Consider the following 22,275-nt stretch of genomic DNA (forward strand, 5'->3'; position numbering starts at 1 on the left):
GTATGGAATTCAGCAATCCTTTCGATAATCCGCAGGGACAGTTCGCCATTTTGCAAAATGACCAGGGGCAGTACAGCCTGTGGCCGCAGGAGTGCGAGTTGCCCGCGGGCTGGCGCGTGGTGTGCGAACCGCAATCTCAGGAGGCGTGCCAGCAGTGGCTGGCGGAACAGTGGCAGACGCTTGAGCCGTCTTATTTTGCGGGGGAGCGCGCATGAACCGTCTCCCTCTTGTCGCCGCCCAGCCGGGGATCTGGATGGCAGAGCAGCTTTCCTCCCTGCCAAACGCCTGGAGCGTGGCGCACTACACCGAACTGAAAGGCGCTATCGACGCGCCGTTGCTGGCAAAAGCCATCGCTGAAGGCATGATGCAGGCCGACACCCTGCGGATGCGTTTCACCGAGGATAACGGCGAGGTGTGGCAGTGGGTCGATGAGGCCATGATCCTGCCGGAGCCGTCCATTGTGCGCGTTAACTCCCACGACGCCGCCGTGGCGCTGATGGAGGCCGATCTCAACCAGAACCTGCGCGTCGACAGCGGTCAGCCGCTGGCGTTTCACCAGCTGATTCAGGTGGGAGAAAACCACTGGTACTGGTATCAGCGGTATCATCATCTGGTGGTAGATGGCTTCAGTTTCCCGGCCATTACTCGTCAAATCGCCGCCATTTACGCTGCATGGCAGAAAGGTCAACCTGCGCCCGCCTCCCCGTTTACTCCGTTCGCCGAGGTGGTAGAGGAGTATCAGCGCTATCGCGACAGCGAGGCGTATCAGCGCGACGGTGCTTTCTGGACCGAACAGCGCAAACAGCTTCCTTCTCCGGTCTCGCTCTCTTCGGCGCCCCTGCCGGGACGTGCCGCCACCACCGACATCCTGCGCCTGAAAATGGCGATGGACGGCCGTGCGTTCAGCCAGCTTGCACAGGCGGCCGGACAAACGCAGCGAACCGATCTGGCGCTTGCGCTGGTGGCGCTGTGGCTGGGCCGCCTGACCGGACGGCTGGACTACGCCGCCGGGTTTATCTTTATGCGCCGCATGGGCTCCGCCGCGCTGACCGCGACCGGACCGGTGCTCAACGTCCTGCCGCTGGCGGTAAATATTAGCCCGCACGAGAGCCTGTCGGCGCTGGCGCTGCGCCTGGCGAACCAGCTGAAAAAGATGCGCCGCCATCAGCGCTACGACGCCGAGCAGATCGTGCGCGACAGCGGGCAGGCCGCAGGGGACGAACCCTTGTTTGGTCCGGTGCTGAACGTCAAGGTGTTCGATTATCAGCTGGATATCGACGGCGTGGAGGCCATTACCCACACGCTGGCGACCGGCCCGGTGAACGATCTGGAGCTGGCGCTGTTCCCGGACGAGCAGGGCGGACTAAGCATTGAGATCCTCGCCAACAGGCAGCGTTACGACGAGGCGACGCTGAAGGGGCACGCGGCGCGGCTGAACGCAATGCTGACGCAGTTTGCCGCCAACCCGGACCTGCGCTGTGGCGACGTGGAAACCGTATCAGAGCAGGAATACGCCCGGCTGGCGCGAATCAACGATACCGGGCTGGCGCTGCCGTCCACCACGCTGGCGGACCTTGTCGCGGAGCAGGCGAGCAAAACGCCGGACGCCCCGGCGCTGGCGGATGCCCATACTGAGCTGAACTACCGCCAGATGCGCGAGCAGGTGGTCGCGCTGGCAAATCTGCTGCGCGCGCGCGGCGTGAAGCCGGGCGACAGCGTGGCGGTGGCGCTCCCGCGCTCGGTGTTCCTGACCCTGGCGCTGCACGGGATTGTTGAAGCTGGCGCCGCCTGGCTGCCGCTGGATACCGGTTACCCGGACGACCGTCTGCGGATGATGCTGGAGGACGCGAAGCCGTCGCTGCTCATTACCACCGACCAGCAGCTTCCGCGCTTTAACGATCTGCCGATCGCCACCTTTAGTTACAACACACTATTACCGGCCACCGATGCTGAACCTCTGCGCCTGGCGAAGCCGGAGCAGACCGCGTACATCATCTTTACCTCCGGTTCGACGGGACGACCAAAAGGCGTGATGGTCGGCCATACCGCCATCGTTAACCGCCTGAAGTGGATGCAGGATCATTATTCACTGGCGGCGCATGACGTGGTGGCGCAGAAAACGCCGTGCAGCTTTGACGTGTCGGTGTGGGAGTTCTGGTGGCCGTTTATTGCCGGGGCGAAGCTGGTGATGGCCGAGCCGGACGCGCACCGCGATCCGCAGGCGATGCAGAGCTTCTTCGCACAATATGGCGTAACCACCACCCACTTCGTGCCGTCGATGCTGGCGGCGTTCGTCGCCTCGCTGACGCCGGAAAACGTCGACTGTTGCAGGACGCTGAAGCAGGTGTTCTGTAGCGGCGAGGCGTTGCCGACTGCGCTGTGCCGCGAGTGGGAACAGCTCACCCATGCGCCGCTGCACAACCTCTATGGCCCGACCGAAGCGGCGGTGGACGTCAGCTGGTATCCGGCGTACGGCCCCGAGCTGGCGGCGGTGGAAGGGAACAGCGTGCCGATCGGCTTCCCGGTGTGGAATACGGGGCTGCGCATTCTGGACGCGATGATGCGCCCGGTGCCCTTCGGCGTGGCGGGGGATCTGTATCTCACCGGCATCCAGCTGGCGCAGGGGTATCTGGGACGCCCCGACCTTACCGCCAGCCGCTTTATCGCCGATCCGTTTGCCCCCGGCGAGCGGATGTACCGCACCGGGGACGTTGCCCGCTGGCTGGACAACGGCGCGGTGGAATATCTGGGCCGCAGCGATGACCAGTTAAAAATCCGCGGACAGCGTATCGAACTGGGCGAAATCGATCGGGCGATGCTCGCGCTGCCGGATGTGGCCCAGGCCGTGGCGCACGCCTGCGTGTTCAACCAGGCAGCGGCGACGGGTGGCGATGCCCGCCAGCTGGTGGGGTACGTTGTCTCCGAATCCGGCTTACCGCTGGATCGCGACGCGCTGCTAACATCACTCAAAGCCCAGCTGCCGCCACATATGGTGCCGGTGGTGCTGCTGCAAATCAGCGCGCTGCCGTTAAGCGCCAACGGCAAGCTGGATCGCAAGGCGTTGCCGCTGCCGGAGCTGACCAGCAAAACCTCTGGTCGCGCGCCTGAGACACAAACCGAAGTCGCCGTGGCGCAGGCGTTTTCTGCCCTGCTGGGCTGCGCAGTGAACGATATCGAAGCCGATTTCTTTGCCCTCGGCGGCCACTCGCTGCTGGCGATGCGCCTCGCGGCTCAGCTCAGCCGTGCGTTCAGCCGTAAGGTCACGCCGGGCCAGATTATGGTCGCCTCGACGGTGAGTAAGCTTAGCGCCCTGCTGGACTCGCAGATGAGCGACGAGCAGGCGCAGCGTCTGGGGTATGAAACTGTTCTCCCGCTGCGTGAAAGCAACGGCCCGACGCTGTTCTGCTTCCATCCGGCATCCGGCTTTGCCTGGCAGTTTAGCGTCCTGGCGCGCTACCTCAGCCCGCGCTGGTCAATCGTCGGTATTCAGTCTCCCCGGCCTGAGGGGCCGATGGAGCAGTGTGCGGATCTCGATGCGGTGATCGAACATCATCTGAACACGTTGCGTAAGCAGCAGCCGCAGGGGCCGTATTATCTGTTCGGCTATTCCCTCGGCGGCACGCTGGCGCAGGGCATTGCGGCGCGTCTGCGCGAGCAGGGTGAAGCGGTGGCGTTCCTCGGCCTGCTGGATACCTGGCCGCCGGAAACCCAGAACTGGGCGGAGAAAGAGGCTAATGGCCTCGATCCGGAGGTGCTGGCGGAAATTGAGCGCGAGCGTCAGGCGTTTATCGCCGCCCAGCAGGGGCAAGGTTCCAGCGAGCTGTTTAACGCTATTGAAGGCAACTACGCCGATGCGGTGCGGCTGCTCACCACCGCGCATAGTTCACGGTTCGACGGTAAAGCGACGCTGTTTGTCGCCGAACGCACGCGAACCATGGATCCGCAGGCCGCATGGGCGCCGTGGGTGAGTGCGCTGGAGGTGTACAGCCAGGACTGCGCCCACGTGGATATTATTTCACCGCAGGCGTTTGAAAAGATTGGGCCGGTACTGAAGGAAATTTTAGGATAGTGCAAATGCCCCTCACCCTAACCCTCTCCCACAGGGAGAGGGGATGGTTTGCTCCCTCTCCCCGTGGGAGAGGGCCGGGGTGAGGGCATCAGACCGCACGCTTGCCCAACGGCACCACCAGCGGCGTACCCGCCACCGGATCGTCAATAATCATGCAGCGCATGCCGTAGATCCGCGCGATCAGATCCGGCGTCACAATCTCCTTCGGCGCGCCCTGCGCCACAATCTCGCCGTCGCGCAGCGCAATCAGATGCGTCGCGTAGCGGCACGCCTGATTTAAGTCGTGCAGCACTGCCGCCAGGGTGTACCCCTGCGTGCGGTTCAGTTCGCTCAGCAGCTCCAGCAGATCAATCTGATGGCTGATATCGAGCCAGGTTGTCGGCTCGTCCAGCAGCATAATCGAGGTTTCCTGCGCCAGTACCATTGCAATCCAGGCGCGCTGGCGCTGTCCGCCGGAGAGAGTATCGACGCTTTGTTGGGCCAGATCGGTGATGCCCGTAGCCTGCATCGCGCGCTTCACCGCCTCGTCGTCCTTTTTGCGCCAGCGGGTAAACAGTGGCTGGTGCGGGTAGCGCCCGCGGGAGACCAGCTCCTGCACGGTAATATCCCCCGGCGTGGTGGCGTTTTGCGCCAGCAGGCCAATTCGGCGCGCCACCTCTTTGCTGGCGAAGCGCTGGATCTGCTCCCCGTCGAGGAACACGCTACCCTCAACCGGCGACATCAGGCGGCTCAGCGTGCGCAGCAGGGTCGATTTGCCGCAACCGTTCGGGCCGATAATGGCGGTGAAGTGGCCGTCCGGAATGGACACGGATAAATCCCGGGCAATGATTTTTTTGCCGTAGCCGAGGGTTAAGTTTTCGCCGCGCAAGCGGAATGTTGAATCTGTCATTTCTTGCGTGACTCCTGAACGAGCAAGACGATGAGGTAAATCCCGCCGAGGCTGACGGTCACCACGCCCACCGGCAGTTGATAAGGCATAAACAGCTGCTGAGCGCAGAGATCGGCGGCCAGCAGTAACAATGCGCCGCACAGCGCCGCCTGGGTTAATCCCCAGCGCGCGGTACCGCTAAGACGCCGCGCGATATGCGGGGCCACGAGGGCAATAAACGAGATCGGCCCGGCGATGGCGGTAGACGCTGCGGTCAGCAAGACCGCCACCAGCATCAGCATCAGGCGCGAGCGCTCTACGCTCACGCCCAGCGCGCAGGCGCTGTCGTCGCCCATCTCCAGCAGCCGCATGCGCCTGACCAGCAGCAACGCGCCAATAAACATCACCAAAATCAGCGGCGCGGCGGGCCAGGTTTTTCCCCACGTCAGACCGTTGAGGGAGCCGGCGTACCACAGCCCGGCGGAGAGCGCGGTTTCCAGCGATGCCTGTAGCAGAAGCCAGGTGTTGAACGCCATCAGCATCGCACGGATGCCGATCCCGATGATGATCAGACGGAAGGTGTCGATGCCGTTGCGCCAGGCCAGGGCCCAGATAAGCAGGGAGGTGAGAATGCCGCCCGCCATCGCCGTAAAGGTAATGGCCGTAAGATGCTGCCCGAACAGCACCATCGCCACCAGCACGCCGCTCCACGCGCCGGTATTCAGGCCCATCACGTCCGGGCTCCCGAGGGGGTTACGCATCAGCGACTGGAATATCGCGCCGCTGACGCCAAGCGCCGCGCCCACCAGGATCGCCATTGCCACGCGCGGCAGTCGCCATTCGGTGACCACCATGGTGATGTTACGCGGCGCGCTGCCGGTGAGAGCGTGAAAGACCTGCGCGAAATCAAGCGTTACGGCACCGCTTTGCAGGCTCCAGACCGCCAGCAGCAGACTGGCGACGACCAGCAGGGCGACGCTGGTAAGTAAACGACGGGACGGGGCCATCATGCGCCACCCCCGCGTCTGCGTCGAACCAGGAAGATCAGAACCGGCGCGCCGATAAAGGCGCTGACCACCGAGACGCGCAGTTCACCCGGCACCAGCAGGCGGCCCAGTACGTCGGCAAAGAGCAGCAGGGCAGGGGTCGCCAGCAGCGTGACCGGCAGCGACCAGCGGTGATCCGCCCCCACCAGCCAGCGCGCCATGTGCGGCATCATCAGGCCGATAAAGGCAATCGGCCCGACCACGGCGGTCGCGCTGCCGCAGAGCACGGTAATGGCGAGTAGCCCCGTCAGCTGCGTGCGCGCCACACGGTTGCCGAGGGCGGTCGCGGTATCGCTGCCGAGGCTCAGGCTGTTCAGCGCCCGGCTTAAACAGAGCGCCACGGCGGCAGCGACGATCGTCGGGATCACCACCACCTTTAAGGTTTCAAGGGTACGAATATCCAGCGAACCCGCCTGCCAGAAGCGCAGCTGGTCATACACGTCCGGGTTGAGCAGGGCGATGCCGTTGGACAAGCCTTCCAGTACCGCCGCGAGCGCTACGCCCGCCAGCGTTAAGCGTACCGGGCTGAGCTGGCCGCCGCCCTGGCTGCCGGTAAACGCCACCACCAGCGAGGCCGCCAGCGCGCCGCAAAAAGCCATCATCAGCTGTTCAGAGGGGGACGTAAATCCAAACAGCGCTGCGCCGAGCACGATGGCAAAGCTGGCGCCGGAGTTAACGCCGAGAATGCCGGGGTCCGCCAGCGGGTTGCGGGTGAGGGTTTGCATCAGGGCACCGGCAAGGCCGAGCGCACCGCCAGCCAGCAATCCGGCAAGGGTGCGGGGCAGGCGAGCGTCGAGCACGATGGTGCAGTCGGCGCTCTGACAGGTACCGGATAGCGCATCGACAATAACGGACGCGGGCAGCGGTTTTGCGCCGACCAGCAGGCTGAGTGCAATCGCAAGGATTAGCAGTAGCAATAAAACGGGCACGGCAAGGGCGCGCACCGCAGAAGAGGAAAACGACATAGCTACATCCATGATTTGATAATGATAGTGATTATCGTTATCTATCTTATTTGGCTATGTTAGCATGTGCGCCCATGGAATGGGTAGAAATAGACTCAAGGCTTTGTCATGAATCAAAAATCCTGGCTGCTTAACCTCAGCCTGCTCAAAACACACCCGGCGTATCGCGCCGTTTTTATCGCTCGCTTTATCTCCATTTTGTCCCTCGGTCTGCTTGGTGTGGCCGTGCCGGTGCAGATCCAGACCATGACTCACTCCAGCTGGCTGGTAGGGTTATCCGTCACCTTAACCGGCGGGGCGATGTTTATCGGCCTGATGGTGGGCGGCGTGCTGGCGGACCGCTACGAGCGTAAAAAGCTGATCCTGCTGGCGCGCGGCACCTGCGGGGTGGGCTTTGTCGGGCTGTGTCTGAACGCCATGCTGCCGGAGCCGTCGCTGGTGGCCATTTACGTGCTGGGATTGTGGGACGGCTTTTTTGCTTCGTTAGGCGTGACGGCGCTGCTGGCGGCCACGCCCGCGCTGGTCGGGCGCGAGAACCTGATGCAGGCGGGGGCGATCACCATGCTCACCGTACGGCTCGGCTCGGTGATTTCGCCGATGGTGGGTGGTCTGTTGCTGGCGACCGGCAACGTGGCGTGGAACTACGGCCTTGCCGCGGCGGGGACGTTTATTACCACCCTGACGCTACTGCGTCTGCCGCTCCTGCCACCCCCGCCGCAGCCGCGCGAGCATCCGCTGAAGTCCCTGATGGCCGCGATTCGTTTCCTGTTCAGCAACCCATTGATTGGCGGCATTGCGCTGCTCGGCGGCCTGCTGACGATGGCGAGCGCCGTGCGCGTGCTGTATCCGGCGCTGGCGGGTGAGTGGCAGATGAGCGCCTCAGAGATTGGTGTGCTGTACGCCGCCATTCCGCTCGGTGCGGCCTTCGGGGCGCTGACCAGCGGCAACCTGGCGCAGAGCGCGAGACCGGGGTTGATCATGCTGGTGGCGACGCTGGCCTCGTTTATCGCCATTGGTTTCTTTAGCCTGATGCCGGTGTGGGCGCTGGGCGTGATGTGTCTGGTGATTTTCGGCTGGCTGAGCGCGGTCAGCTCTCTTTTACAGTACACCCTGATCCAGACCCAGACGCCGGAAGGGATGCTCGGGCGCATTAACGGCCTGTGGACGGCGCAGAACGTCACGGGCGATGCGATTGGCGCGGCGATCCTCGGCGGGCTGGGGGCGATAATGACCCCGGTGGCGTCGGCGAGCAGCAGCGGGTTTGTGTTAGCCGTTGTTGGCGTGATTTTACTGGCGGTTCTGGTGGAGTTGCGTCGGTTCAGGCAGACCCTGTAGGTCGGGTAAGGCGTAGCCGCCACCCGACAAAACGCCCGGTGGCGCTGCGCTTACCGGGCCTACGGGGAACGTGCCACTTATTTAAAAATTGAATTCAAACGCTGCAACACCAACATCGCGCTGTAATAATCCAGGCGGAACGTCTCGGTTCCTAATGCCCAGACGCGCTTGTTCTTCACCGACGGCAGATGCGCCAGCAGCGGGTTGGCGTAAATCGCGTCCACGTCTTTCTGATCGCCGGCAAACACGAACAGCCCTTCGCCGTTCAGCCCCGTCGCCAGGTTTTCACCCCCTAACTGGATAATGTCGTGGCGTTTGCCCTGACTTTTTGAGGTGTGCAACCCGGCAGGCACGTCGGCCAGCGTAAAGCCCAACTGGTGCAAAAGCTTGCCCTGCGCGGAGTCTGTCGTCCACAGGTTCGCCGTGTGCGCCGCGGCGGTGTAGACGATGGCGTTCACCGGCTGTGGCGGCAGCTTCATCTGCTGTTTCACCTTGGCGAGCTGTTTGTCGAAGGCAGCGATGCGCTCTGCGGCCTGTGTCTCCTGCCCGGTGATCGTCCCCAGTTGGGTCAGCAGTTCCTGCCAGCTTTTGTCGTCGTAGTTAATGATAAGCGTCGGCGCGATGGCGGAAAGCTGATCGTAGAGCGCCAGCGCGGAATCCCCGCCGGTGGCGCTGATCAAAATCAGGTCCGGCATCTGGGCCGCGACGGCTTCGGCGCTCGGCTCGCCGATGTACAGCCGGGCAACCTTACGCTGTTTGGCGATATCGCCCCACTGACGCAGGAAGCCCTGCGCATCCGCTACGCGGTTGTTTGGCGTGGTCGCGCCGCTGGCAATGACCGGCGCGTCAATGGCCAGCAGGGAGCCGGTTAAGGTCACGCTGGTGGAGACAATGCGCGTCGGTTTGCTCTCAAGCGTGTGAACGCCGCGGCTGTCGGTGACCTGACGCGGCCAGTCGGCGGCGGCGGCTGAGGTTAGTCCTAAAACAAAAAGTCCTGTTAAAAGAAGGGCATTGCGGCAAACGGCAGCGATTTTCACAGAGCGGCATCCTGATTTTATTGAAGATAATGCTTCTCATTTTCAGGGCTGTAGGGAAGGGATGCAAGCGTTTGTCGCACAAGTTATTTGCCCGACGGTTGACAGCGGGGCGATGTGGGATTAGGTTAGCCGACGAAAATATAAATGATAATCATTATTGCTTCTTTTATCATTTTAAGGAGGATGATATGGACACGTCCCTGGCTGAGGAAGTTCAGCACACCGCGACAACGCTGCAATCAGACAGCTTTTTCTTTATGTCGCCTTACCGCAGTTTTACCACGTCCGGCTGTTTCGCCCGTTTTTCTGAACCCGCCGTCGGCGGTGACGATCCGGCGGGTCCCTTTCAGCAGAAATTAGCTCAGGCTTTCCGGAATGCGAAAAACAGCGGCATTGCCCATCCGGTGATGGTAGGGGCGATCCCCTTCGATACCCGCAAACCGTCATCGCTGTTTATTCCGCAACGCTGGCAAACCTTCTCCCGCCCGGCGCGTCAGCAGTCCGCACGCTACGCCTCCGGCGCGCAGACGCTGAACGTGAAACAGCGCACCGAGATCCCGTCGCAGCCGGTTTTCGAGGAGATGGTTGCTCGCGCCGCGTCGCTCACCGCTACGCCGCAGGTGAATAAGGTGGTGCTGTCGCGCCTGATTGATATCGCTACCGACAAACAGATCGATAGCAGCGCGCTGATGGAGCGTCTTATCGCCCAGAACCCGGCGAGCTTTAACTTCCACGTACCGCTGGAAGACGGCGGCGTGCTGTTGGGCGCCAGCCCGGAACTGCTGCTGCGCAAAGAGGGCGCGCACTTTAGCTCGCTGCCGCTGGCAGGCTCTGCGCGCCGTCAGCCGGACGATGTGCTGGATCGCGAAGCGGGCACTAAGCTGCTGGCCTCCGAAAAAGACCGCCACGAGCACGATCTGGTCACGCAGGCGATGAAAACCATTCTGGAACCGCGTAGCCATCATCTGAGCATGCCGGCTTCCCCGCAGCTCATCACCACCCCGACGCTGTGGCATCTGGCCACGCCGGTAGAAGGTGAGGCACGTGAAAACGAGAACGCCCTGACGCTGGCCTGCCTGCTGCACCCGACGCCCGCGCTGAGCGGCTTCCCGCATCAGGCGGCAAAAGAGCTGATTGCCGAGCTGGAGCCGTTCGACCGCGAGCTGTTCGGCGGCATCGTCGGCTGGTGCGACAGCGAAGGTAACGGCGAGTGGGTGGTAACTATCCGCTGCGCGCGGCTGCATCAAAATACCGTTCGCCTGTTTGCCGGCGCGGGCATTGTGCCTGCCTCCTCCCCGGTCGGCGAGTGGCGCGAGACGGGCGTGAAGCTCTCCACCATGCTCAACGTGTTTGGTTTGCACTAAGGAATACTCATGACCATCCCTTTTACCCGCTGGCCTGAGGAGTTTGCCCGCCGCTACCGTGAAAAAGGCTACTGGCAGGATCTGCCGCTGACCCACATCCTGACGGACCATGCGGACAGCGATGCGGTCGCGATAATTGACGGCGATCGCCGCATCACCTACCGCGCGTTTAATCAGGCGGTGACGAATCTGGCGTCCTCCCTTCAGGCGCAGGGGCTGCATCGCGGGGAGACCGCGCTGGTGCAGCTTGGCAACGTGGCCGAGTTCTACATCACCTTCTTCGCGCTACTGCAAATCGGCGTCGCGCCGGTCAACGCGCTCTTTAGCCATCAGCGCAGTGAACTCAACGCCTACGCGGAGCAGATCAAACCCGCCGTGCTGATTGCCGATCGCGACCACGCGCTGTTCTCGGGCGACGATTTTCTCAACACCTTTGTGGATGCGCATCGCTCGGTACGCGTTGTGCTGCTGCGTGGCGATAAGGGCGAACATGCGCTGGAGGCGGCGATTGCGCGCCCGGCGGACAATTTCATCCCGAACCCGACGCCCGCCGACGAAGTGGCGTTCTTCCAGCTCTCCGGCGGCAGCACCGGCACGCCGAAGCTGATCCCGCGCACGCATAACGATTACGACTACAGCATCCGTCGCAGCAACGAAATCTGCGGTATCACTGCGCACACCCGCTATCTGAACGCGCTTCCCGCGGCGCACAACTACGCCATGAGCTCGCCAGGATCGTTAGGCGTTTTCACGGCGGGTGGCTGCGTGGTGCTGGCGAACGATCCGAGCGCCACGCTCTGCTTCCCGCTGATGGAGCAGCATCAGATAAACGTCACCTCGCTGGTGCCGCCCGCGGTCAGCCTGTGGTTGCAGGCGATTGCCGACGGCGCGGGGAACGCCCAGCTGAAATCCCTCAGGCTGCTCCAGGTGGGCGGCGCACGCCTCTCCGCCACGCTTGCGGCGCGCATTCCGGCGGAAATTGGCTGCCAGCTTCAGCAGGTATTTGGCATGGCGGAAGGGCTGGTGAACTATACCGCCCTCGACGATGCGCCGGAGCGCATCATCAATACCCAGGGCCGCCCGATGTGCCCGGACGATGAAGTGTGGGTGGCGGACGAGGACGGTAACCCGCTGCCGCGCGGGGAGGTCGGGCGTCTGATGACGCGCGGCCCTTACACCTTCCGCGGCTATTTCAACAGCCCGGACCACAACGCCAGCGCCTTCGATGCCAACGGCTTCTACTGCTCGGGCGATCTGATCGCCATCGACGAGCAGGGTTACATCACCGTGCAGGGGCGCGAGAAAGATCAGATCAACCGCGGTGGCGAGAAAATCGCCGCCGAAGAGATCGAAAACCTGCTGCTGCGCCACGACGCGGTGATCCACGCCGCGCTGGTGAGCATGGAGGACAGCCTGCTGGGCGAAAAAAGCTGCGCGTACCTGGTGGTGAAACAGCCGCTGCGCGCGGTGGAGGTGCGCCGCTTCCTGCGCGAGCAGGGCGTTGCCGAATTTAAGCTGCCGGACCGCGTGGAGAGCGTGGATGCGCTTCCGCTCACGCCGGTCGGCAAAGTTGATAAGAAACAGTTGCGCCTGTGGCTTGCTGAACGCGCCCGGGGCTGAGGAACAGAGAATGGCTATTCCAAAATTAACCGCATATGCGCTGCCAACCGCCGCCGAACTGCCGACCAGTAAAGTAAGCTGGGCGTTTGAACCGGAACGCGCCGCGCTGCTGATCCACGATATGCAGGAGTACTTCCTGAAATTCTGGGGCGAAAATAGCGACATGATGCAGCAGGTAGTGGCGAACATCGCTAAACTGCGCGCGTACTGCAAAGAGCACAATATTCCGGTGTATTACACCGCGCAGCCGAAAGATCAGAGCGATGAAGACCGCGCCCTGCTGAACGATATGTGGGGGCCGGGTCTGACTCGCTCACCGGAGCAGCAGCGCATCGTCGCTGAGCTGACCCCGGACGAAGCGGACACTGTGCTGGTGAAGTGGCGCTACAGCGCGTTCCACCGCTCCCCGCTGGAGCAGATGCTGAAAGAGACCGGCCGCAACCAGCTTTTGATCACCGGCGTGTACGCCCACATCGGCTGCATGACCACCGCCACCGACGCCTTTATGCGCGACATCAAACCGTTCTTTATCGCCGACGCGCTGGCGGATTTCACCCGCGACGAGCACCTGATGTCGCTGAAATACGTGGCCGGACGTTCGGGCCGCGTGGTGATGACCGACGAGCTGCTGCCGTCTGTTCCGGCAACGAAAGCCGCGCTGCGTGAGCTGATCCTGCCGCTGCTGGACGAGTCCGACGAGCCGATGGATGACGAAAACCTGATCGACTACGGTCTGGATTCAGTACGGATGATGGCGCTGGCCGCCCGCTGGCGCAAAGTGCACGGCGACATTGATTTCGTGATGCTGGCAAAAAATCCGACCCTCGATGCCTGGTGGGCGCTGCTCTCCCGCGAGGTGAAGTGATGGCTTTTGATTTTACCGGTAAAACCGTCTGGGTGACGGGCGCGGGTAAGGGCATTGGCTATGCGACCGCGCTGGCATTTGTGGAGGCCGGGGCGCAGGTGACCGGGTTCGATCTGGCTTTCCCTCACGGCGAATATCCGTTTGCCACCGAAACACTGGACGTGGCGGATGCGGCGCAGGCGAGTGATGTCTGCGGGCGTTTGCTCAGCAGCCTTGAGCGGCTCGACGTGCTGGTCAACGCGGCGGGCATTCTGCGTATGGGCGCGACGGATCAGCTTTCGCAGGAGGACTGGCAGCAGACCTTTGCGGTCAACGTCGGCGGCGCGTTCAACCTGTTCCAGCAGACGATGGGCCAGTTCCGTCATCAGCAGGGCGGGGCGATTGTGACGGTGGCCTCTGACGCGGCGCACACGCCGCGCATCGGCATGAGCGCCTACGGCGCGTCGAAAGCGGCGCTGAAAAGCCTGGCGCTGACCGTCGGGCTGGAGCTGGCGGGCAGCGGCGTACGCTGTAACCTGGTGTCGCCGGGTTCTACGGATACCGACATGCAGCGCACGTTGTGGACCAGCGATGATGCGGAACAGCGGCGCATTCGCGGCTTCGGCGAGCAGTTCAAACTCGGCATTCCGCTCGGTAAAATTGCCCGTCCGCAGGAGATTGCCGCGACCGTGCTGTTCCTGGCATCCGATGCCGCCAGCCATATCACCTTGCAGGATATCGTGGTGGACGGCGGCTCCACGCTGGGGGCGTAATGATCTGGAAACGTCATTTATCCCTCGACGAGCTGAATGCCACTAGCCAGAACACGATGGTGGAACACCTTGGCATCGTCTATACCCGCCTCGGGGACGATACGCTGGAAGCGGAGATGCCGGTGGATGCGCGCACCCACCAGCCGTTTGGCCTGCTGCACGGCGGTGCGTCGGCGGCGCTGGCGGAAACGCTGGGGTCGATGGCCGGTTTTCTGATGACCCGCGACGGGCAGAATGTGGTGGGCACGGAACTGAACGCTACGCACCACCGCGCGGTCTCTCACGGTAAGGTGCGCGGCGTATGTCAGCCGCTGCATCTGGGCCGCTCCAGTCAGAGTTGGGAGATTGTGGTGTTCGACGAGCAGGGGCGGCGGTGCTGTACGTGTCGGTTGAGTACGATGGTGCTGGGTTAGATTGTGCGGCGGGAGTGCCGGGTGGCGGCTTCGCCTTACCCGGCCTACGAAACATGTAGGCCCGGTAAGCGAAGCGCCACCGGGCGGTTGTTACAACATCGATACCACCCGCGTCAACAGCCGAATTCGCGGCGCAATGGACGCTTTATCCAGCCATTCCGCCGGGCTGTGGAACCCGGCGCCAACCGGCCCGAAGCCGTCAAGCGTGGGGATGCCGAGCGCGGCGGTGTGGTTGGCGTCGCTGCCGCCGCCGACTGCCTGCCAGGTAATGTCGATGCCTTCCGCTTTACCCGCCGCTTCAACCTGCTGCATCAGCGCCTGCGTCGCGTCGCTCGCGGCCATCGCCGGTTTGTGATTAACCCGCGTCAGCGTGGTGGTCACGCCGTCTAAAAAGCCTTGTTCACATAACAACTCCAGCGCCTGGTTCACCCGGTCATACTCGTCGTTTTCCCAGAAGCGAACGTCCAGTTCTGCCACAGCGCTGTCCGCGACCACGTTCGCCGCGCTGCCGCCCTGAATCACGCCGACGTTAAGTGTAGTGCCGCGATCCCAGTCCGTCAGCGCATTGATGGCGATAACGCTCTTTGCCAGCGCGGTGATCGCCGAGCGGCCTTTTTCCGGGTCATTGCCCGCGTGTGCCGCCACGCCGCTAAAGGTGAGGTGATAGCCCGCCATCCCTTTACGCGCTTTCACCAGCGAACCGTCGGCGCGGGCGGCTTCGCACACCAGCACGCAGCGGGAACGCTTAGCCAGCTCGCCAATCCACTCATGGGAATGGACAGATCCGGTCTCTTCGTCCGGGTTCATCGCAACGGCAATCGCGAGACGATCGTTGTCTGCGGCGTCAAGCGCGCGCATTGCCCACAAAATATTCAGAAGTCCGCTCTTCATATCCGAGACGCCGGGGCCGTACAGGCGGGTTTCATCCTCGCTCAGCGGACGCGCGGCCACGGTGCCGGCGGGAAATACGGTATCCAGATGCCCGACCAGCAGCACGTCGAACCGTTCCGCCTGCGGCTTGTTACTGACGAAGACGCCGGGGCCCACCTTGTCGCCCAGGTTCACCTGCTCCGTATGCCAGCCTTCGCGCTGCCACAGTTGCTGCATGATGCCTGCAACAGCGGCGACGCCGTCAATCGTCTGGGTGCCGCAGTCTACGTTCACCAGGGTTTTCAGCTCTTCGATATAATGGTCAAGGTTCATGTTCACGTCCTGTTCAGAGAATAATGCGCATCAGCAGCATGGCTAAGAAAGCGTTGACCACCGAGAGGGCGATCATCAGCGGAATACGTTTGGCGCGGGTGCCAATCACCCCCAGAATGCGGCCCAGGTACTGCACCTGCGAGCCCATCAGGTAGATGGCGGGCGCCAGGATCGCCAGGTGCTCGCCGGTGAGGATGCCTTTATCAAACAGGCCGATGGCAACGCCGATCCCGCCGCCCATCGACATCCAGCCGCCAATCAGCACGGCGGCCGCTTCGCCCGGCAGGCCAAACAGGCCCATCAGCGGGGAGAAGATCGTGCCCAGCCCTTTCAGCGCGCCGGTAATTTCCAGCGCCTTGATGATGATAAAGGCCATCACCACGTTGGGCAGCGTGCTGCTGGTGGCAATGCTCCAGCCTTTGCGCGCGCCTTCGATAAACACATCGGTAATGACGGGATTGGACTGTGGGGCACTCATGCGGCGTCTCCTTTATGGGTAAACGTCAGGATCAGGCGCAGCAGATTGGCGCCGACAATTTTCATGATAAACATCACCGCGATACAGGCCCCGATGGAGGTGGGCACCGCCGCCGTGCCGTCAACGGCGAGCAGCGTGAAGAGGATCGCCCCGGAAGAGAAAAAGTTGGTGATCATCGCCCCGGCGGAGAACTGGAACATGGCGAAAACGTCTTTCTCTTTTTCGCTGATTTGCCCTTCATCAGAGAGATTACGGGTAAGCGACGCGCCCACGTCGGTACTTTGCAGGCTGCCAATCAGCGCCAGCCCGGTGGTGCCAGGGATCCCCAATAGCGGGCGCAGCAGAGGAGTTAAGAGTTTTCGCGCGGCACGCAGGGCGCCATAGTGCTCCAGCACGTTGATCATCCCCAGGGCGAACATCACCGCGGGAATTAAACCGAGCGCGAAGAGAAACCCGTCCATCGCGCCGCTGCCGCCGGTGCCGCGAAAGGTGCTGCTGGCTGTGGTTAACGTACCGTCATCCAGACTGGCTTTGCTGACCACTTTGCCAAATGCGCCGTTGAGGGTGGTGAAATCAAAGACGCCGTACCACTCTTGTCCGCCTAACAGACCCGAGAAGAAAACGGCTGCAAACGCCAGCGCGAAGTACGCGCCCGGCCCGACCTGACTATCCTGAGGTACTGAACTGTTCATATCCTTTTCCTTGTATGCACGCGATTGCGCAGGATCATTCTGGCGAGGTTATGGCCAAAAAAAATGATACAAATCATTCCGTAAGGCGGTGTCTGGCCGAAAAAGGTAAAAGTGTGAACGGTGACGCTACGAAAGTGATCGGCTTAACAATGTGGTGTAAATGTCTGGTTTGACCACGCATTATTGCGTTTCAAAGTTGTTAAATTTTATCCGTTGTTCTAGAAACAAAATGTAACATCTCACTGTTTCACAACAACGGATAACCATTATGAACAACTCAGGGAAATACCTTATATGGGCAGGGCTCTCCGTTGTGGGAGCCTTTGCCCTGGGCTACATCGCCCTCAACCGGGGGGAGCAGATCAATGCGCTCTGGATCGTGGTCGCCTCCGTCTGCATTTATCTGATCGCATACCGTTTTTATGGCCGTTATATCGCGAAGACGGTACTGGGCGTAGACGGCACACGCATGACGCCGGCCGTGCGTCATAACGATGGTCTGGACTACGTGCCGACCGATAAAAAAGTGCTGTTCGGTCACCATTTCGCGGCGATTGCCGGGGCAGGCCCGCTGGTGGGGCCGGTACTGGCCGCGCAGATGGGCTACCTGCCGGGGATGATCTGGATCCTCGCGGGGGTGGTGCTGGCGGGCGCGGTGCAGGACTTCATGGTGCTGTTCGTCTCCACCCGTCGCGACGGTCGTTCGCTGGGTGAGCTGGTGAAAGAGGAGATGGGGGCAACTGCCGGGGTGATTGCGCTGGTGGCGACCTTTATGATCATGGTCATCATCCTCGCGGTACTGGCGATGATTGTGGTGAAAGCCTTGACCCACAGCCCGTGGGGAACCTATACCGTCGCCTTCACCATTCCGCTGGCGCTGTTCATGGGGATCTACATTCGCTATCTGCGTCCGGGACGCATTGGTGAAGTTTCAGTCATTGGCCTGGTGTTCCTGGTGTTTGCTATTATCTCCGGCGGCTGGGTGGCGGAAAGCCCGACCTGGGCACCGTTCTTCGACTTCACCGGCGTGCAGCTGACCTGGATGCTGGTGGGCTACGGCTTCGTGGCGGCGGTGCTGCCGGTATGGCTCCTGCTGGCCCCGCGTGACTACCTCTCTACGTTCCTGAAAATTGGTACCATCGTCGGGCTGGCGATCGGCATTCTGATTATGCGCCCGACCCTGACCATGCCTGCCCTGACCAAATTCATTGACGGCACCGGCCCGGTCTGGACCGGTAACCTGTTCCCGTTCCTGTTTATCACCATCGCCTGTGGGGCAGTGTCTGGCTTCCATGCGCTTATCGCCTCCGGGACCACGCCGAAGATGCTGGCGAATGAAAATCAGGCCTGCCTGATTGGCTATGGCGGCATGCTGATGGAATCCTTCGTGGCGATTATGGCGCTGGTCTCGGCCTGTATTATCGACCCGGGCGTGTACTTCGCGATGAACAGCCCGATGGCGGTACTGGCCCCGGCCGGCACTGTTGACGTGGTCGCCTCTGCTGCGCAGGTGGTGAGCGGCTGGGGCTTTGCGATCACCCCTGATACGTTGACGCATATCGCTAACGAGGTCGGCGAGCAGTCGATTATCTCCCGTGCGGGCGGGGCGCCGACGCTGGCGGTGGGTATGGCCTACATCCTGCACGGTGCGCTGGGCGGGCTGATGGATGTCTCGTTCTGGTATCACTTCGCCATTCTGTTCGAGGCGCTGTTTATCCTGACGGCGGTGGATGCGGGAACCCGTGCGGCGCGCTTTATGCTGCAGGATCTGCTGGGCGTCATCTCCCCGAACCTGAAGCGGACCGACTCGCTCCCGGCTAACCTGCTGGCGACGGCACTGTGCGTGCTGGCGTGGGGCTACTTCCTGCATCAGGGCGTGGTCGATCCGCTGGGCGGCATTAACACCCTGTGGCCGCTGTTCGGTATCGCCAACCAGATGCTGGCGGGCATGGCGCTGATGCTTTGTGCCGTAGTCCTGTTCAAGATGAAGCGCCAGCGTTACGCATGGGTGGCGCTGGTGCCAACGGCGTGGCTGCTGATCTGTACCCTGACAGCAGGCTGGCAGAAAGCCTTCAGCCCGGACAACAAGGTGGGCTTCCTGGCCATTGCCAACAAGTTCCAGGCGATGATCGACAGCGGCAAGATCCCGGCGCAGTACACCGAATCTCAGCTGTCCCAGCTGGTGTTTAACAACCGTCTGGACGCCGGGCTTACCATCTTCTTTATGGTGGTGGTTGTGGTGCTGGCGTTGTATTCTCTGAAAACCGCGCTGGCGGCGTTGAAAGTCGACACGCCAACGGCGAAAGAGACGCCGTATGAGCCAATGCCTGAGAACCTGGACGAGATTGTCACCCAGGCGAAAGGGGCGCATTAACCCGTGTGCCGGGTGGCGGCTTCGCCTTACCCGGCCTACATTTCTTATCCTCCCTCTCCCTCCGGGAGAGGGCCGGGGTGAGGGAAACAAACGAGAAACTGACTATGTTCGACACCCTTTCCAAAGCAGGTAAATACCTGGGCCAGGCCGCTAAAATGATGATTGGCGTGCCGGATTACGACAACTACGTCGAGCATATGCGCGTCAACCACCCGGATCAGACGCCAATGACCTACGAAGAATTTTTCCGCGACCGCCAGGACGCCCGTTACGGCGGCAAGGGCGGGGCGAAGTGCTGTTAACCCTCTTTCGGTAAATAGAGGCTGATTTGCTCCTGCTTGCAGCCATAAATTGCCGCCAGCTTTTCGCGTGTGCGCTTTTGCGGACGGGAGTCCAGCGCTTCCAGCTGTGATACGGCGGACTGACTGATGCCAAGCTTCTCCGCCACCTCCTGCTGGGACATACCGCGTAAAATGCGCCAGGCGGCCTGCAGGCTGACGTTCTCGTTATGCATGATGTCGCACACTTCACCCGGTAAACCTACGTTATCGTAGATGTCTGATTCGTAAGGGATGTCTTCCCAGTCGTTTTCATCATCGTCATCGTACTCAAGCATGGCTAAACGCATGCGAAAATATTCACCGTAGGGTATGACAACATACTGTTTTTTTCCTTCTTCATCCTTGATGAACTGAATAGTCATATTCCGTATGCTCCTCATGAAGGTAGGTAGTGGTTGTCCGGCGTTTTACTGCCACTACGTAGCAGATATCACCCGGCGGGTCTCCGAAGGTGTAAATGACCCTGTAATCACCTAATCGAAACCTGTAGTGGTTTTCGGGAGAAGATAATTTCTTGATATCCGAGACAGGTGATGTTTTATCATCCATCTTCTCCAGCCTGAATTTAATGCGGTTCTGATATCGCGTATCGATTTTAGAAAATTGCTTCTCTGCTGTTTTTGACCACACGATCTTCATCCGTACCTCCACTGTACGCCCACACAAAATATAAGGAAATAATAAGACTATTAGATAAATTCCGAATTTCTTATGGGGTACTGTAGAGCGGAAAAAAAGCGCAGGTAAGAGGCAAAACGCAAACCGTCGAGGCGGCTCGAAAAGGCCTCTGCTGGGCGACAGAGGCTTGCAGGAAAATTGCGATCAGGCGTTCAAACCGCCATCCACGTCCAGACCGGTGCCTGAGATCTGCCCGGCTGCCGGGCTGGCAAGGAAGGTGACCGCCGCCGCGACGTCTTCCGGCTGGCCGTAATGGCCCAGGGCAATAAGCTGACGCTGTGAGTCAGCCTGCTCGCCGTCTTCCGGGTTCATATCGCTGTTGGTCGGGCCGGGATGAACCAGGTTGACGGTAATGCCGCGCGGGCCTAAATCGCGGGCCAGACCCCGGGTAAGGGAGTTTAGGGCCGATTTGGTCATCGAGTAGACGGCGATCCCCGGCTGCGCCACGCGGTTCGCCAGACAGCTGCCGATGTTGATGATGCGTCCGCCGTCAGACATATGCACCAGCGCTTCCTGAATGGCGATCACCACGCCGCGGATATTGACGTTGATCAGAGCGTCGATGTCCGCCAGGGTCATGGACTCCAGCGGGCCGCCGCGTGCAATCCCGGCGTTATTGACCAGAATATCCAGCCCGCCGAGGGAGCGCGCCGCCTGCGTGACCGCATCCTGAATCGCCTGCGCGCTGGCGCTGTCGGCCTGAATCGCCTCGCCGTGTCGCCCCAGCGCGTTGATTTCATCGACGACCTGCTGGGCTTTATCGACGGATTTTTCGTAGGTGATAACCACATCGGCACCGGCGCGTGCCAGCGACAGCGCAATTGCCCGACCCAGCCCACGACTGGCGCCGGTGACCAGCGCCTTTTTACCTGTTAAATCGATCTGCATGATGACCTCGTTGCAAGAGTGGAGAGAATCATCATTAGGTATAGCCCGTCGGCGCGATTAACGGCTGAAGGATTCCACCTTCTCAAACGCGGCGCGCAGAACGTCAGGGCTTAACGTAATCGGTAAAAAGTGAATCGACTCCACCGGGCGCAGGGTGTGAGCAATGACCTTGTCCAGCTCGTCGCGGTTATGGATATCGACCTCCAGCGCGCGAAGCGTGGTCGGCAGGTTAAAACGCTGGTATGCCGCCACCAGCTGCGTCAGCACGTCCTCCTGACCGAGCAGGGCGCTCTGCACCAGAATGCCGTAGGCCACCTTGGTGCCGTGGAGGTATTTTTCCGTCTGCGGCAGCACGGTTAAGCCGTTGTGCACCGCATGTGCCGCCGCCACGCGGGTATAGCGTTCGCCCAGACCGCCGACCATACCGCCACCGGCGATAACGGCGTCCACCACGTCCCGAAACGCCTGCGTCTGGTCGCCGCGCTGCTGGTCGGCCAGCGCCTCTTCGCTGCGCTCCAGCAGCACGTCGCGGATCGCCAGCGCACCGTTCAGGCCAAGACGCACGGTCAGCGGCAGGTTTTCCGGTTCAGGGGCGAGTACCGCCGCTTCGTACCACTTCGCCAGCGTATCGCCGATGCCTGCCAACAGGTATTCCGCCGGGGCGTTAAGGATGATTTGCGGCTCCACCAGCACCAGATAGTTGGCGTCGTCAAAAATCTCAAACTGTAGCGCCTGCCCGGCATCGTTGTACCACACAGAGAGCGGGGTCCACGCCGCGCAGGTGGCGGCGATGGTGGGAATGCCCACGAACGGCACGCCCAGACGACGCGCCACGGCCTTGACGGTATCCATTACCGCACCGCCGCCCACGCCAATCACCACGCTGGCTTCACCACCCGACGCGTTCACCAGATGAGTGACGTCACGCTCGCTGCAATGGCCCTTAAACAGCAGATGTTTTGCCCCCGTTGCGTTAAAACTCTGCGGCAGATAAGGGCGTGCGCCCTCGATAGCCCGCTCGCCGTAGATCCACACCGCGCGGGAAAGCTGTTCCGGAGTAAAGAAATCATCCAGGTGCGCAAGGCTTCCCGGATGAGAGAAGTAGTTCGCCGGGCCGGGCACGACGCGGATATTGGTGTTGCTCATGAAGTTGTCCTTTTTTAGCAAGCGCTAACCCGATGTTATGTCTGGACATCCGGATGGCTAATAATATTTCGCTTTATCTTATGCCTTTTCCGTCGTTGTCAGTCAACCGGAGCTGTGAAAAATTCGCTAAATCAGAAGAGT

21 protein-coding genes are annotated in these 22,275 nt (G+C 61.4%); 10 read left to right on the plus strand and 11 right to left on the minus strand.

The window, feature by feature from the left end; translation table 11 throughout:
• Positions 1-2 precede the first annotated feature (2 nt).
• Together ACQG0S_RS05765 and entF are read left to right on the plus strand one after the other, a co-directional pair.
• Entirely contained in the window at positions 3-215 is a 213-nt protein-coding gene (locus ACQG0S_RS05765; RefSeq protein WP_032624700.1) for an MbtH family protein, read from the plus strand.
• Positions 212-4,069 carry an enterobactin non-ribosomal peptide synthetase EntF gene (entF, locus tag ACQG0S_RS05770; RefSeq protein WP_063138056.1) on the plus strand — a complete coding sequence of 1,286 codons (3,858 nt, stop codon included), beginning with the start codon at positions 212-214 and terminating at the stop codon, positions 4,067-4,069. Before ACQG0S_RS05765 ends, entF begins: the two co-directional genes overlap by 4 nt.
• Positions 4,070-4,157: 88 nt before the next feature.
• Here the strand turns inward: entF and fepC are convergent, their stop codons facing one another.
• Genes fepC through fepD form a run of 3 tightly spaced genes read right to left on the minus strand, consistent with a single transcriptional unit; the run spans position 4,158 to position 6,948 of the window.
• Complete coding sequence (fepC, locus tag ACQG0S_RS05775; RefSeq protein ID WP_063138055.1) at positions 4,158-4,958, minus strand: iron-enterobactin ABC transporter ATP-binding protein; 801 nt, start codon at positions 4,956-4,958, stop codon at positions 4,158-4,160.
• Positions 4,955-5,944 carry an iron-enterobactin ABC transporter permease gene (fepG, locus tag ACQG0S_RS05780; RefSeq protein ID WP_074142848.1) on the minus strand — a complete coding sequence of 330 codons (990 nt, stop codon included), beginning with the start codon at positions 5,942-5,944 and terminating at the stop codon, positions 4,955-4,957. Before fepG ends, fepC begins: the two co-directional genes overlap by 4 nt.
• On the minus strand, positions 5,944-6,948 hold the full coding sequence (fepD, locus tag ACQG0S_RS05785) for a Fe(3+)-siderophore ABC transporter permease (protein WP_022647378.1): 1,005 nt from the start codon (positions 6,946-6,948) through the stop codon (positions 5,944-5,946). Before fepD ends, fepG begins: the two co-directional genes overlap by 1 nt.
• Positions 6,949-7,056: 108 nt before the next feature.
• On the opposite strand from fepD, the gene entS reads away from it, so the two are divergent.
• The gene (entS, locus tag ACQG0S_RS05790; protein WP_023299557.1) at positions 7,057-8,283 is read left to right on the plus strand and encodes an enterobactin transporter EntS; all 1,227 of its coding nucleotides are present in this window, start codon (positions 7,057-7,059) and stop codon (positions 8,281-8,283) included.
• 77 nt (positions 8,284-8,360) lie between these two features.
• Here entS and fepB read toward each other — a convergent pair whose 3' ends face one another.
• Positions 8,361-9,320, minus strand: a complete 960-nt coding sequence (gene fepB, locus ACQG0S_RS05795; protein WP_063138053.1) for a Fe2+-enterobactin ABC transporter substrate-binding protein — start codon at positions 9,318-9,320, stop codon at positions 8,361-8,363.
• Between the two features lie 188 nt (positions 9,321-9,508).
• Here fepB and entC point away from each other — a divergent pair, with 188 nt between their 5' ends.
• Genes entC through entH form a run of 5 tightly spaced genes read left to right on the plus strand, consistent with a single transcriptional unit; the run spans position 9,509 to position 14,334 of the window.
• Positions 9,509-10,684, plus strand: coding sequence for an isochorismate synthase EntC (gene entC / locus ACQG0S_RS05800; RefSeq protein WP_063138052.1), 1,176 nt, complete (start codon positions 9,509-9,511; stop codon positions 10,682-10,684).
• A 9-nt stretch (positions 10,685-10,693) separates the two neighbouring features.
• Entirely contained in the window at positions 10,694-12,304 is a 1,611-nt protein-coding gene (gene entE, locus ACQG0S_RS05805; protein ID WP_063138051.1) for a (2,3-dihydroxybenzoyl)adenylate synthase EntE, read from the plus strand.
• Positions 12,305-12,314: 10 nt separating this feature from the next.
• A complete protein-coding gene (locus ACQG0S_RS05810) occupies positions 12,315-13,169 on the plus strand; it encodes an isochorismatase (protein WP_058677445.1) in 855 nt (284 codons plus the stop codon).
• Entirely contained in the window at positions 13,169-13,921 is a 753-nt protein-coding gene (entA, locus tag ACQG0S_RS05815) for a 2,3-dihydro-2,3-dihydroxybenzoate dehydrogenase EntA (RefSeq protein WP_015571174.1), read from the plus strand. Before ACQG0S_RS05810 ends, entA begins: the two co-directional genes overlap by 1 nt.
• Complete coding sequence (gene entH, locus ACQG0S_RS05820) at positions 13,921-14,334, plus strand: proofreading thioesterase EntH (protein ID WP_022647384.1); 414 nt, start codon at positions 13,921-13,923, stop codon at positions 14,332-14,334. The genes entA and entH overlap by 1 nt, the downstream gene beginning before the upstream one ends.
• A 90-nt stretch (positions 14,335-14,424) precedes the next feature.
• Here entH and ACQG0S_RS05825 read toward each other — a convergent pair whose 3' ends face one another.
• Genes ACQG0S_RS05825 through ACQG0S_RS05835 form a run of 3 tightly spaced genes read right to left on the minus strand, consistent with a single transcriptional unit; the run spans position 14,425 to position 16,707 of the window.
• Entirely contained in the window at positions 14,425-15,537 is a 1,113-nt protein-coding gene (locus ACQG0S_RS05825; protein WP_169440992.1) for a M20 family metallopeptidase, read from the minus strand.
• A 13-nt stretch (positions 15,538-15,550) separates the two neighbouring features.
• Positions 15,551-16,015, minus strand: coding sequence for a YjiG family protein (locus tag ACQG0S_RS05830; protein ID WP_023305665.1), 465 nt, complete (start codon positions 16,013-16,015; stop codon positions 15,551-15,553).
• Positions 16,012-16,707 (minus strand): nucleoside recognition domain-containing protein, encoded by a 696-nt coding sequence (locus ACQG0S_RS05835; protein ID WP_063149477.1) that lies wholly within the window; start codon positions 16,705-16,707, stop codon positions 16,012-16,014. The genes ACQG0S_RS05830 and ACQG0S_RS05835 overlap by 4 nt, the downstream gene beginning before the upstream one ends.
• A 268-nt stretch (positions 16,708-16,975) precedes the next feature.
• Between ACQG0S_RS05835 and cstA the strand changes: the two genes are divergently transcribed.
• Complete coding sequence (cstA, locus tag ACQG0S_RS05840) at positions 16,976-19,081, plus strand: pyruvate/proton symporter CstA (RefSeq protein ID WP_022647390.1); 2,106 nt, start codon at positions 16,976-16,978, stop codon at positions 19,079-19,081.
• Between the two features lie 104 nt (positions 19,082-19,185).
• Positions 19,186-19,383, plus strand: a complete 198-nt coding sequence (locus tag ACQG0S_RS05845; RefSeq protein ID WP_006809671.1) for a YbdD/YjiX family protein — start codon at positions 19,186-19,188, stop codon at positions 19,381-19,383.
• On the opposite strand, the gene ACQG0S_RS05850 is transcribed toward ACQG0S_RS05845, so the two are convergent.
• The 4 genes from ACQG0S_RS05850 to ACQG0S_RS05865 form a co-directional block, all read right to left on the minus strand.
• Positions 19,380-19,784, minus strand: coding sequence for a helix-turn-helix domain-containing protein (locus tag ACQG0S_RS05850; RefSeq protein ID WP_022647392.1), 405 nt, complete (start codon positions 19,782-19,784; stop codon positions 19,380-19,382). The genes ACQG0S_RS05845 and ACQG0S_RS05850 overlap by 4 nt on opposite strands.
• Complete coding sequence (locus ACQG0S_RS05855) at positions 19,759-20,061, minus strand: type II toxin-antitoxin system RelE family toxin (RefSeq protein WP_169440994.1); 303 nt, start codon at positions 20,059-20,061, stop codon at positions 19,759-19,761. The genes ACQG0S_RS05850 and ACQG0S_RS05855 overlap by 26 nt, the downstream gene beginning before the upstream one ends.
• Before the next feature lie 183 nt (positions 20,062-20,244).
• Positions 20,245-20,988, minus strand: coding sequence for an SDR family NAD(P)-dependent oxidoreductase (locus tag ACQG0S_RS05860; RefSeq protein ID WP_006809669.1), 744 nt, complete (start codon positions 20,986-20,988; stop codon positions 20,245-20,247).
• Positions 20,989-21,045: 57 nt separating this feature from the next.
• Positions 21,046-22,134 (minus strand): oxidoreductase, encoded by a 1,089-nt coding sequence (locus ACQG0S_RS05865; RefSeq protein ID WP_063150844.1) that lies wholly within the window; start codon positions 22,132-22,134, stop codon positions 21,046-21,048.
• Positions 22,135-22,275 lie beyond the last annotated feature (141 nt).

Origin of the sequence: Enterobacter cloacae complex sp. 418I7, from assembly GCF_050030705.1 — a bacterium.
In the GTDB taxonomy this organism is placed as follows: domain Bacteria; phylum Pseudomonadota; class Gammaproteobacteria; order Enterobacterales; family Enterobacteriaceae; genus Enterobacter; species Enterobacter intestinihominis.

Excerpts from the sequence above, each read along its gene's own strand:
- ACQG0S_RS05765 (WP_032624700.1), top strand. The coding sequence starts at position 3 with ATGGAATTCAGCAATCCTTTCGATAATCCGCAGGGACAGTTCGCCATT.
- entF (WP_063138056.1), top strand. The coding sequence starts at position 212 with ATGAACCGTCTCCCTCTTGTCGCCGCCCAGCCGGGGATCTGGATGGCA.
- fepC (WP_063138055.1), bottom strand. The coding sequence starts at position 4,958 with ATGACAGATTCAACATTCCGCTTGCGCGGCGAAAACTTAACCCTCGGC.
- fepG (WP_074142848.1), bottom strand. The coding sequence starts at position 5,944 with ATGGCCCCGTCCCGTCGTTTACTTACCAGCGTCGCCCTGCTGGTCGTC.
- fepD (WP_022647378.1), bottom strand. The coding sequence starts at position 6,948 with ATGTCGTTTTCCTCTTCTGCGGTGCGCGCCCTTGCCGTGCCCGTTTTA.
- entS (WP_023299557.1), top strand. The coding sequence starts at position 7,057 with ATGAATCAAAAATCCTGGCTGCTTAACCTCAGCCTGCTCAAAACACAC.
- entC (WP_063138052.1), top strand. The coding sequence starts at position 9,509 with ATGGACACGTCCCTGGCTGAGGAAGTTCAGCACACCGCGACAACGCTG.
- entE (WP_063138051.1), top strand. The coding sequence starts at position 10,694 with ATGACCATCCCTTTTACCCGCTGGCCTGAGGAGTTTGCCCGCCGCTAC.
- ACQG0S_RS05810 (WP_058677445.1), top strand. The coding sequence starts at position 12,315 with ATGGCTATTCCAAAATTAACCGCATATGCGCTGCCAACCGCCGCCGAA.
- entA (WP_015571174.1), top strand. The coding sequence starts at position 13,169 with ATGGCTTTTGATTTTACCGGTAAAACCGTCTGGGTGACGGGCGCGGGT.
- entH (WP_022647384.1), top strand. The coding sequence starts at position 13,921 with ATGATCTGGAAACGTCATTTATCCCTCGACGAGCTGAATGCCACTAGC.
- ACQG0S_RS05825 (WP_169440992.1), bottom strand. The coding sequence starts at position 15,537 with ATGAACCTTGACCATTATATCGAAGAGCTGAAAACCCTGGTGAACGTA.
- ACQG0S_RS05830 (WP_023305665.1), bottom strand. The coding sequence starts at position 16,015 with ATGAGTGCCCCACAGTCCAATCCCGTCATTACCGATGTGTTTATCGAA.
- ACQG0S_RS05835 (WP_063149477.1), bottom strand. The coding sequence starts at position 16,707 with ATGAACAGTTCAGTACCTCAGGATAGTCAGGTCGGGCCGGGCGCGTAC.
- cstA (WP_022647390.1), top strand. The coding sequence starts at position 16,976 with ATGAACAACTCAGGGAAATACCTTATATGGGCAGGGCTCTCCGTTGTG.
- ACQG0S_RS05845 (WP_006809671.1), top strand. The coding sequence starts at position 19,186 with ATGTTCGACACCCTTTCCAAAGCAGGTAAATACCTGGGCCAGGCCGCT.
- ACQG0S_RS05850 (WP_022647392.1), bottom strand. The coding sequence starts at position 19,784 with ATGACTATTCAGTTCATCAAGGATGAAGAAGGAAAAAAACAGTATGTT.
- ACQG0S_RS05855 (WP_169440994.1), bottom strand. The coding sequence starts at position 20,061 with ATGAAGATCGTGTGGTCAAAAACAGCAGAGAAGCAATTTTCTAAAATC.
- ACQG0S_RS05860 (WP_006809669.1), bottom strand. The coding sequence starts at position 20,988 with ATGCAGATCGATTTAACAGGTAAAAAGGCGCTGGTCACCGGCGCCAGT.
- ACQG0S_RS05865 (WP_063150844.1), bottom strand. The coding sequence starts at position 22,134 with ATGAGCAACACCAATATCCGCGTCGTGCCCGGCCCGGCGAACTACTTC.